The 10,262-nt window shown below is 74.0% G+C and carries 7 protein-coding genes and 1 tRNA gene; all 8 read right to left on the bottom strand.

Features of this window, described 5'->3' with window-relative positions; translation table 11 throughout:
* Window positions 1-84: 84 nt before the first annotated feature.
* The 8 genes from AB0N04_RS34405 to AB0N04_RS34370 all read right to left on the bottom strand — a co-directional run bounded on the left by AB0N04_RS34405 (window position 85) and on the right by AB0N04_RS34370 (window position 10,245).
* A complete protein-coding gene (locus AB0N04_RS34405; RefSeq protein ID WP_360222543.1) occupies window positions 85-720 on the bottom strand; it encodes an XRE family transcriptional regulator in 636 nt (211 codons plus the stop codon).
* 98 nt (window positions 721-818) lie between these two features.
* On the bottom strand, window positions 819-2,552 hold the full coding sequence (locus AB0N04_RS34400) for a pyruvate dehydrogenase (protein WP_360222540.1): 1,734 nt from the start codon (window positions 2,550-2,552) through the stop codon (window positions 819-821).
* Between the two features lie 173 nt (window positions 2,553-2,725).
* A complete protein-coding gene (locus tag AB0N04_RS34395; RefSeq protein ID WP_360222537.1) occupies window positions 2,726-5,134 on the bottom strand; it encodes a glycosyl hydrolase family 65 protein in 2,409 nt (802 codons plus the stop codon).
* On the bottom strand, window positions 5,131-5,883 hold the full coding sequence (locus tag AB0N04_RS34390; RefSeq protein ID WP_360222534.1) for a beta-phosphoglucomutase family hydrolase: 753 nt from the start codon (window positions 5,881-5,883) through the stop codon (window positions 5,131-5,133). Before AB0N04_RS34390 ends, AB0N04_RS34395 begins: the two co-directional genes overlap by 4 nt.
* Before the next feature lie 210 nt (window positions 5,884-6,093).
* Window positions 6,094-6,894, bottom strand: coding sequence for a VOC family protein (locus tag AB0N04_RS34385; RefSeq protein WP_360222531.1), 801 nt, complete (start codon window positions 6,892-6,894; stop codon window positions 6,094-6,096).
* 214 nt (window positions 6,895-7,108) lie between these two features.
* Entirely contained in the window at window positions 7,109-7,558 is a 450-nt protein-coding gene (locus tag AB0N04_RS34380; protein ID WP_360222528.1) for an SRPBCC domain-containing protein, read from the bottom strand.
* A gap of 133 nt (window positions 7,559-7,691) precedes the next feature.
* A complete protein-coding gene (locus AB0N04_RS34375; protein ID WP_360222525.1) occupies window positions 7,692-9,485 on the bottom strand; it encodes an LCP family protein in 1,794 nt (597 codons plus the stop codon).
* A gap of 687 nt (window positions 9,486-10,172) precedes the next feature.
* A tRNA-Lys gene (locus AB0N04_RS34370) sits at window positions 10,173-10,245 on the bottom strand.
* Between the last annotated feature and the right edge of the window lie 17 nt (window positions 10,246-10,262).

Raw genomic sequence — 10,262 nt, 5'->3', positions numbered from 1 at the left:
CCGACGATTCCCAAAAAGGACAACCGAAGCGTCAGTCAGTGGGCGAGTCAGGACCTCAGGCGATGCCATGGCCAATCCTCACTGTCAGTGGGTGGCTGCGGGGCCGCCGCCGAGGCAGAGTTCGCCGCCGGGGCTCTGCAGCAGGGTGTGGACGAAGAGCAGTTCGACGCCGGCCGGCGCGTCGGCGGCGATGCAGTGCGGGGTGAGCGAGTCGAAGTGGGCGGAGTCGCCGACGTCGAGCCGGTGGACGCGGTCGCCGAGGGTGAGCCTGAGCCGCCCCTGGAGGACGTACAGCCACTCCTCGCCGGGGTGGACCCGGACCACCGCGTCCTGCACGCCGGGCGGCACGTGCACCCGCAGCGCCTGCATGGCGCGGCCGGGGGCGCCGGCGCGGCGGTAGCCCCAGCCGCCGGCCCGGCCGGGGTCGATGGCGCCGCCGCGGACCACCGGGTCGGGTTCGGCCATGGTCTCGCCGAGGAGGCCCGAGACGGAGGTGCCGTAGGCGCGGGCGAGGCCGAGCAGGACGGGGAGGGACGGCTGGCGGCGGCCGGTCTCCAGCCGGGACAGATAGGCTGGGGAGAGCCCGACCCGCGCGGAGGCCACTTCGAGCGTCAGGCGGCTGCTGAGCCGGTGTTCCCGGAGGCGGGCGGCGAGGCCGGCCACCTCCTGGTCGTCGAGCTGGTCTCCCGGGGCGGGGGCCCCGGTCGGGCTGGTGGTCATGTGACCAGTGGACACCCGCCGTGCCGCTCGGGCAAGAATTTTGCCTCAGGGGCAAATCGCCTGAGGGCTCCGGCGTCGGGCCGCGGGCCGGACCGGCCTCACGGCCGCGGGATGTTGCGCAGGTTGCTGCGGGCCAGGTCGATCATGCGACCGACCCCGCCGGAGAGCACCGTCCGCCCGGCGGCCAGCGCGAAACCCTTCAGCTGGGCCGCGGTGATGTGCGGCGGGATCGACAGCGCGTTGGGGTCGGTGACCACGTCGACGAGCGCGGGCCCGGGCCGTTCCAGCGCCTCGGCCAGCACCTCGCGGACCCGGCCCGGTTCGGTCACCCGTTTCGCCGGGACGCCCATCGCCCGGGCGATGCCCGCGTAGTCCACGTCCCCGTTGTCGATCTCCGACTCCGGGTAGCCGGAGACCAGCATCTCCAGCTTGATCATGCCGAGCGCTCCGTTGTTGAAGACGACGGTCTTCACCGGCAGCCGGTGCTTGGCGACCGTGAGCAGCTCGCCGAGCAGCATGCCGATCCCGCCGTCACCCGCCATCGCGATGACCTGCCGCCCGGGGCAGGCGAGTTGGGCGCCGATCGCGTGCGGCAGGGCGTTGGCCATCGAACCGTGCAGGAAGGAGCCGATCACCCGGCGGCGCCCGTTGGGCTGCAGGTAGCGGGCGGCCCAGACGTTGTTCATGCCCGTGTCCACAGTGAACACCGCGTCGGCGGCGGCCACGTCGTCGAGCACCGAGGCGACGTACTCCGGGTGGATCGGCAGGTGCTCCTCGATGTCCCGGGTGTACGCGCCGACCACGTCCTCCAGCGCCCGGCAGTGCCTGCGCAGCATCCCGTCGAGGAAGGACCGGTCGGGCGAGGCCTCCAGCAGCGGCAGGACGGCCCGCAGGGTGGCCGCGACGTCCCCGTGGACGGCCAGCTCCAGGGCGCTGCGGCGGCCCAGCCGGGTGGCGTCGTGGTCGACCTGGACGGTGTGCACCTGCGGCAGGAAGGAGTCGTACGGGAAGTCGGTGCCGAGCAGCAGGACCAGGTCGGCGGAGTGCAGGGCCTCGTGGCAGGCGCCGTAGCCGAGCAGCCCGCTCATCCCGACGTCGTAGGGGTTGTCGAACTGGATCCACTCCTTGCCCCGCAGCGAGTGCCCCACCGGTGCGTTCAGGGCCTGCGCGAGCTCCATCACCTCCGCGTGCGCCCCGCGGACCCCCGCACCGCAGAACAGCGCGACCTTGCGGGCCGCGTTGAGCAGCCGGGCCAGCTCCTGCACCTGCGACCACGGCGGCGCGGCCACGGCCTGCTCGGTGAGGAAGTGACTGCTGCCGGTGGGCCCGGCCGCGGGCAGCGCGGCGACGTCCCCGGGGAAGGCCAGCACCGAGACGCCGTGCGAGCCGAGCGCGTGCTGGACGGCGATCCGCAGCAGCCGGGGCAGCTGGGCGGGGGTGGAGACCATCTCGCACCAGTTGCTGCAGTCGGTGAACACCCGCTCGGGGTGGGTCTCCTGGAAGAACCCGGTGCCGATCTGGCCGGACGGGATGTGCGAGGCCAGCGCCAGCACCGGCAGTCCGCTGCGCTGGGCGTCGTAGAGGCCCTGGACGAGGTGGGTGTTGCCGGGCCCGCAGGAACCGGCGCAGACGGCCAGCCGGCCGCTCAGCTCCGCCTCCGCGGCGGCCGCGAACGCGCCGGCCTCCTCGTTGCGCACGTGCACCCAGCTGATGCCCTCGGCCCGCCGGATCGCGTCCACGACCGGGTTGAGGCTGTCCCCGACCACCCCGTAGACCCGCTCCACCCCGGCCTGCCGGAGCACCTCCACCATCTGTTCGGCCACGCTCGCCACGGGTGCTCTCCTTCCCGCCGTTACCGCCGCCCGCCGCCCGCCGCCCGCTCGGGTGCCGGCGGCCGCCGGCTGCCACAGGACACCTGCACCCTCCGGCGGCCGGGCCCGGCCCGCACCCGGGGCGGGCCGAACAGGTGAGGCCGCCGCGGGGGCGGGGCGGGGGGGCGATCCGGCTACTCCGCCGCCAGGTGGTCCGGCGACTGCCCGACCTTGCCGGCGGCCACGCCCGCCTGCGCCTGGCGCCGGGCCGGCTCCCGGCCGGGCGGCTGCGCGCACCGCTCCTGGGCCGGCGGCACGGTGGTCGGCAGGGTCACCGGCTCCCCCGCCTTCACCTGCACCAGCTCGCCGTCGTGGCGCAGGTGGAGCACCTCGCCGCGGCGCAGCGTGTACGTCGTCCCCTCGTGGGTGATCCGGACGCCGAGCAGCTGCCCGCGGACCAGCAGCGAGAAGCCGAGGCGCATCAGTCCGGCCGGCAGCCGGGGCCGGAAGGACAGCGCCTCCCCGTGGTCGCGCAGCCCGCCGAAGCCGGCCACCAGCGCGACGCAGGCCCCGGCGAGGGAGGCCATGTGCAGGCCGTCGCGGGTGTTGCCGCCCAGGTCGTGCAGGTCCATCAGGGCGGCTTCGGCGGTGTAGTCGTAGGCGAGGTCGAGCTGGCCGACCTCGGCGGCGATCACCGCCTGGGTGCACGCGGAGAGCGAGGAGTCACGGACGGTCAGGCGCTCGTAGTAGGCGAAGTTGCGGGCCTTCTGCTCGTCGGTGAAGGCGTCGCCCCTGACCTGCATGGCGAGCACCAGGTCGGCCTGCTTGACCACCTGCTTGCGGTACAGGTCGAAGTAGGGGAAGTGCAGCAGCAGCGGGTACTTCTCGGGCGGGGTGTGCTCGAAGTCCCAGACCTGGTGGTGGGTGAAGCCGTCGGCCTGGGGGTGGACGCCGAGGTCCTCGTCGTACGGGACGTACATCGCGGCGGCGGCGTCCCGCCAGGCGGCGGTCTCCTCGGTGTCGACGCCGAGGTCGGCGGCCTCGCGCGGGTGGCGGACGGCGGCCTCGGCGGCGGCGCGCAGGTTCGACTGCGCCATCAGGTTGGTGAACACGTTGTTGTCGGCGACGGCGCTGTACTCGTCGGGGCCGGTGACGCCCTCGATGCGGAACCTGCCGGCGACGTCGTGGTGGCCGAGCGAGCGCCACATCCGGGCGGTCTCGACGAGGAGTTCGAGCCCGTACTCGCGCTCGAACTCGGCGTCCGCGGTGGCCCGGACGTAGCGGGCGACGGCGGCCGCGATGTCGGCGCCGATGTGGAACGCGGCGGTGCCGGCCGGCCAGTACCCGGAGCACTCCTCGCCGCGGATCGTCCGCCAGGGGAACACCGCTCCGGCCAGGCCGAGTTGGGCGGCCCGTTCGCGGGCCAGCGGGAGGGTGGTGTGCCGCCAGCGCAGCGCCTGGTTGACGGCGCCGGGCAGGCAGTAGGTGAGCACCGGCAGGACGAAGGTCTCGGTGTCCCAGAAGCTGTGGCCGTCGTAGCCGGGGCCGGTCAGCCCCTTGGCCGGGATGGCCCGCTCCTCGCTGCGGGCGCCGGCCTGCAGGACGTGGAAGACGGCGAACCGGACGGCCTGCTGGAGTTCGACGTCGCCCTCGATCTCGACGTCGCTGTTCTCCCAGAACTCCCGCAGGTAGTCGGCCTGTTCGGCGACCAGGCCGTCCCAGCCGGTGTACCGGGCGGCGGTCAGCGCGGCCTCCACCTGGTCCCGGACGGCGGGCAGCGAGCGGGTGGCCGACCACCCGTAGGACATGAACTTGACCAGCCGCAGCCGCTGCCCGGGCGCGAGCACGGTGGTGACGCTGACCCGGCACTGGTCCGGCGTGGCCTCCGCGACGGTGTCGAGCCGCTCGGGCCCCTCGATGAGGTGGTCCATCCCGGCGGCGACCCGGATGCCGCTGTAGCGGGTGCGGTGCACCAGGACGGCCTTGCCGTCCGCGGCGTGGTGCGCCTCGGACTGCAGCGGCGCCTCCAGGACAGCCGCGGCCCGCGGGTCCCCCTCGGGGCCGCCGGGCAGCTGCTCGTTGGCGACCAGCTCGGACTGCAGCACGATCCGCACCGGCTCGTCGACCGCCTCGACGCTGTACTCGACGGCGGCGACGGCCCGCTGGGTCAGCGAGACCAGCCGGGTGGAGCGCACCCGGATCGTCCGGCCGGCCGGGGAGGTCCACTCGGCCTCCCGGTTCAGCAGGCCCTCGCGGAAGTCCAGCCAGCGCCGGTGGCTGACCAGTTCGCCGTAGCGCAGGTCGAAGGGCTCGTCGTCGACCAGCAGCCGGATGATCTTGCCGTTGGTCACGTTGATGACGCTCTGGCTGGACTCCGGGTAGCCGTAGCCGCCCTCGCCGTACGGCAGCGGGCGCAGCTCGAAGACGCCGTTGAGGTAGGTGCCGGGCAGGCCGTGCGGCTCGCCCTCGTCGAGGTTGGCGCGCAGGCCGATGTGGCCGTTGGAGAGCGCGAACAGGGACTCGGCGCGGGCCATCGAGGTCAGGTCCAGCCCCTGTTCGACGATCTGCCAGGGGTCGACGGCGAAGTTGTCCAGGCCGGTCATGCGTCCTCCTCCGCCGCGAGCAGCTCGGCGAGGTCGTCGACGACCACGCTCGCACCGTCCCGACGCAGCTCGGCGGCCTGGCCGGTGCGGTTCACCCCGACCACCGCGCCGAAGCCGCCGGCCCGGCCGGAGGCCACCCCGGCCAGCGCGTCCTCGAACACGGCGGCGTGCGCGGGCTCGACGCCGAGCGTGCGGGCGGCGTAGAGGTAGGTGTCGGGCGCGGGTTTGCCGGGCAGGCCCTCGCGCTTGGCGACGACGCCGTCCACGATCACGTCGAACAGTTCCTCGATGCCCGCCGCCCGCAGCACGTCGTGGCAGTTGGCGCTGGAGGACACCACCGCGCTGGGCAGGCCGAGCGCCTGCAGCCGGCGCACGTAGGCGACCGAGCCCTCGTAGGGCCGGACGCCCTGCTCGCGGATCATCCGCAGCACGGTGTCGTTCTTGGCGAGGCTGATCCCTTGCACGGTACGGGCGTTGGGCGGGTCGGCGTCGGTCCCCTCGGGCAGGTCGACGCCCCGGCTGCGCAGGAACGTCCGGGTGCCGTCGAGGCGCGGGCGGCCGTCCACGTAGGCGTCGTAGTCGGTGACGGCGTCGAAGGGGACGAACTGCCCGCCGGTGCGCGCCGCTTCGGCACGCAGGAAGGTGTCGAAGGTGTCCTTCCAGGCCGCCGCGTGCACCTCGGCGGTCCGGGTGAGGACCCCGTCGAGGTCGAAGAGGAATGCGCGGATGTCGTCCGGTAGCCCCAGCATGGGTGCAGTCTTACCCGCGAACACGGGGAAGCCGCCCATTTCCCGGCGGCGCGTCGCGGAAGGGCGGCTTCCGGCCCGCCCGGCCGCGCCCGGCCCGGGACCGGGCCGGGGCCGGGGTCAGGACCGGGGCGGGGGCCGGGACGGGCACCGGGGTCGGGGGCCGGCACCAGGGTCGGGGGCCGGCATCGGGTGCGGGCGGCGTCGGCCGGATCAGGGCGAGTCGGGCATCTGCGCCTCGGCGGCCGCCGTCACCGCGAAGACCGCGCCCTGCGGGTCCGAGACCACGGCCATCCGGCCCGACTGCATGTCGAACGGCGGCTGGATCACCGCGCCGCCGGCCTTGACCAGGGCGTCGACGGTCGAGTCCACGTCGTCCACCGAGAAGTACGCCATCCAGTGCGAGGGCGTGCCCGTCGCCAGGTACCCGGCGACCGGCTGCATGCCGCCCACCGTGCGGTCGCCGACGTTCAGCGAGTAGTAGCCCTCCATGCCCTGGATGGTCGCCGGGCGCAGCCCGAGCGCCTGGTGGTAGAAGGCTCCGGCCAGGCCGGTGTCCGTGGTGTTGAGCTCGTTCCAGACCAGCGCTCCCGGCTCGTTGACCACGCCCGCGCCGATGAAGTCGACCTTCTGCCAGACGCCGAACACCGCGCCGGTCGGGTCGGCGGCGACCAGCATCCGGCCGACGGTGCCGACGTCCATCACCGGGTAGAGGATCGTGCCGCCGTGCTCGGAGATCGACCGGCTGCTCGCGTCGGCGTCGTCCGAGGCCAGGTAGGTGGTCCAGCCGACCGGCGGCAGCGGCTGGCCCTCGGGCGCGGACTGCGCCATGATCCCGGCGACCGGCTTGCCGTTGAGCGAGCACACGGAGTAGCCGCCGAACTCGGCCGGGCCGACCTCGCCCTGCCAGCCGAACAGGTCGCGGTAGAAGTCGAGCGCGGCCTGCTGGTCGCTCGCCATCAGATCGATCCAGCACGGGGTGCCGGGCTTGTACGGAGCGGTGACTACGGGCATTGCTGGGCCTCCCGGAGGCAGTGGTCGCCGGCGCGGTGGTCGTCGGGGCGGGCGGTCGTCGGGGCGGGCGGTCGTCGGGGCGGGCGGCCGTCGGCCGTCCGGTGCCGACCGTCCGCGCGAACGGCCGTACACGGCCACCATCGGCCCGCCACCGCGATCCCGCCACCGGACGGCGCCCTGCTGGGCGACCGGGCACGGAGCGACCACCGGGCGGTCACCCGGCGTCGTGCCGGGACGCCGTGACGAAGTACGGCTGCACCTTGCCGCTCTGCGCGTAGTCCTTGAGCCGGACCAGCAGTTCGGCCCAGGTGCCGGCGACCATCGGGACGCCCTCCTCGCTGCCCGGCTGCCAGCCGCCGTGCCGGAACAGCAGGCGGGTGCGGTCGGGCGCGTCGGGCTGGTCGGCGAGGTCCCAGCTGATCCAGGTGCCGGCCCAGTGCGGCGGGAAGGCGCCCGCGTTGGCCCACACCACCCGGTCGAGGTCGGCCCGCTCGCGGCGCAGCCGGAACGGCTCGGGCACCCCCGGGAAGTCGAACAGCAGGACGTCGCCCTCCCGGTCCACCGCCGTGGTCCACCAGCTGGTCAGCCCGTCGTGCGTGTTCAGCGCGGCGAGGACGACGGCCCGGGGCGCGGCGATGTCGAACTGCAGGGCGATCTCGGGCATCGGGTCCGCCTTTCGCTGGGCTGCGCGGCTCCCCCCGCCCCTCCTCCGGCCACCATGGCACGACCCCCGGGCCGACGCGCCCCGGAGGGCGCCGGCCCGGGGGTCGTCCCGGTGCGTCGCGGCGGGGCGGGCCTCAGCCGCCGCTGCCGTAGGTGGTGTTCGCGCAGATGTCGTCGTCCGCCGAGCGGGCGTCGTTGGTGACGGTGGTGGGCAGCGGCGCCGGGGTCGCCGGGGTGCCCGCGGCCGTGCCGCTCGCCGACGCGCCGGCCGCACCGGTGGCGGAGCCCGCGCCGTTGGCCGCGGCGAAGTCCTTGCCGACGATCACCGTCACGCCCGCCGAGTTGCCGGCCTCGACGCTGGCGCCCGGGAAGAGCGCGGCGACCTTGTCGGCGTTCGCCTTCTGCCCGGAGCCGTACTCGATCATGGTGGTCTTGTACTTGGTGCTCGCCGCCTGGCCGGCCGTGGTGGCCGTGAACTTGGCCGCCTTCAGCTGGTCGGTCGCCTTGCCGGCCAGGCCGTTGACGATCGTCCCGTTGTAGACCGCCACCTTGACCGTGGAGTTGCCGGCGTCGGCCGGCACCGGGGCGCTGGTGGGCGCGGCCGCCGGCGCCGAGGCTCCGGCGGAGGGGCTGGCCGCGGCGTCCGGCTGCTGGCCGGTGGCGTTCTGGCCGTCGATGGTCTGGTCGGCCTTGAGGGTGGCCCAGAGCTTGCCGGCGTCCGGCTGGACGAGGTCGATGTTGGCGTCCTGGGTGCGGTAACGCCACGGCGCCGTCACGAACTTGAGGTCGTGCATGTCGATGTTCTTCAGCGACAGGCCGAACGAGAGCAGCTTGTCCGCGGAGGACAGGCCCGGGTCGACGGTCAGCGACTTGGTCGCGGCGTCGGCGAGCGGCAGCAGGGTGGTGGGGCTCAGCCCCTCCTTCTTCATCTTGCTGGCCAGCGAGCTGAGGAAGGCCTGCTGGCGCTTCATCCGGCCGATGTCGGAGCCGTCGCCGATGCCGTGCCGCAGGCGCACGTAGTCGAGCGCCTTCTGGCCCTGGACGGTCTGCTTGCCCGCCGGGAGGACGAGGTCGCCCTTCTTCTTCAGGTTCGGGTTGATGTCGCCCTCGTAGATCGCCTTCGGCAGGCAGACGTCGACGCCGTTGACGGCCGAGGTCATCGCGGAGAAGCCGTTGAAGTCGACCACCATGGTGTGGTCGACCCGGATACCGGTGAGCTTCTCCACGGTGTTCTGGGTGCAGGCCGGGTTGCCGTCGTCGCTGCCGCCGGTGGAGAAGGCGGCGTTGAAGAGGTCGTTGCCGCCCTTGGTCCACTTGCCGTTGGGCAGCTTGCAGGGCGGTATCTGGACCATCGCGTTGCGGGGGATCGAGATGCCCACGGCGTGCTTGTGGTCGGCGTAGACGTGCAGCAGGATCGTGGTGTCCGAGCGGGCGCCGCCGTCCTCGCCGCCGCCGAGGTCCGCGTTGTTCTTGCCGCGGCTGTCCGAGCCGATCAGCAGCACGTTGACCGGCTTGTTGCCGTCCGCGTCGGCCTGCGCCTCCGGGGGGCGGTCGGTGGCGATGGCGTCGGCGTCGAAGGACTTGATGTTGGCGTTCAGCTTGAAGTAGATCGCGCCGCCGGCGCCCGCGATCAGCACCAGCACGCCGGCCGCCGACCAGGCGACGATCTTCTTCACGTTCTTCTTGGGCTTGCTGCTCTTGCGCGCCGCCGCCCGTCCGCCGCCGGCCGGTCCGTCCGGCTTGCCGCCCTTCCCGCCGTCCTTGCCGCCGTCCTTGCCGCCGCGGCCGCCGCCCTTGCCCTGAGCGGCCCGTCGGGCCTCCGCCCGGCCACCGGTGCGGGGCTGTGGCACGGCGCCGCCGCTCTCCGTGGTGAGCGCGCCGGGCGCGTCCTCGCCCCGGGCCGGGCCCTCGCCCCACTGACCTGACATGCGCGTACCTTTCACCGACGGAAGCGACGCCCCGGACGATCTGGCGCACCGCACACAGAGAGACGGTCGGGACCGCTCCCAGGTTGCACATACGAACGTAGGTACAAACCGACGAACGTGGCTTCCGATCATATTTAGGCCCGACGTGATCACCGACCTCCGGGCCACCACCAGCCCCGGGATCCGGCGTACAAGTGCCGGACAGAACCGTCGAAAACGCCCGATTCCGACGTGACCTACCCCACCCCCGGCCATGGCGCCGGAACACCCCCCGGCTCCGTTGCCCGCCCCAGCCCGCTGCCGTGCGTCACCGGCCGGTCGCGGCCCGGTCACGGGCGGGGGCGGGGCGGGGGCGGGGCGGGGGCCGGGCGGCGCGGGGCGGCGGGCCGCGGGAGGGGTGCGGCGGGCCCGGGCCGGGTGCGCGCGGAGGTGGCGGGCGGCGTGCGGGACTCCGGGGCGCGGGTCCGAGCGCGGCACGGGTCCGCGTACGGCAGCCCGGATTCCGGGGCGCGGCCGGTCCGGATCGCATCCGGACGCCCGGTTCGGGCGCCGCGCACCCGCGGCACCACCGCACCGGTCCGCTGACGGAGCGTCAGCGCGAGCCCCGTGGCGCGCGAACGGCAGCGCCCCGGCCGAGTGGCTCGGCCGGGGCGCTGCACCGCAGGTCGGAGACGGTTCGCTCACGTGTGGGCCACCAGGGGCTCGAACCCTGAACCTACGGATTAAAAGTCCGCAGCTCTGCCAATTGAGCTAGTGGCCCGCGGCCCTGGTCCCGGC

It is taken from the genome of Kitasatospora sp. NPDC051702, assembly GCF_040681575.1.
Lineage (GTDB): Bacteria > Actinomycetota > Actinomycetes > Streptomycetales > Streptomycetaceae > Kitasatospora.
The sequence above is the reverse complement of the archived record's forward strand: the minus strand, read 5'-3'. Positions and strand labels throughout refer to the sequence as shown.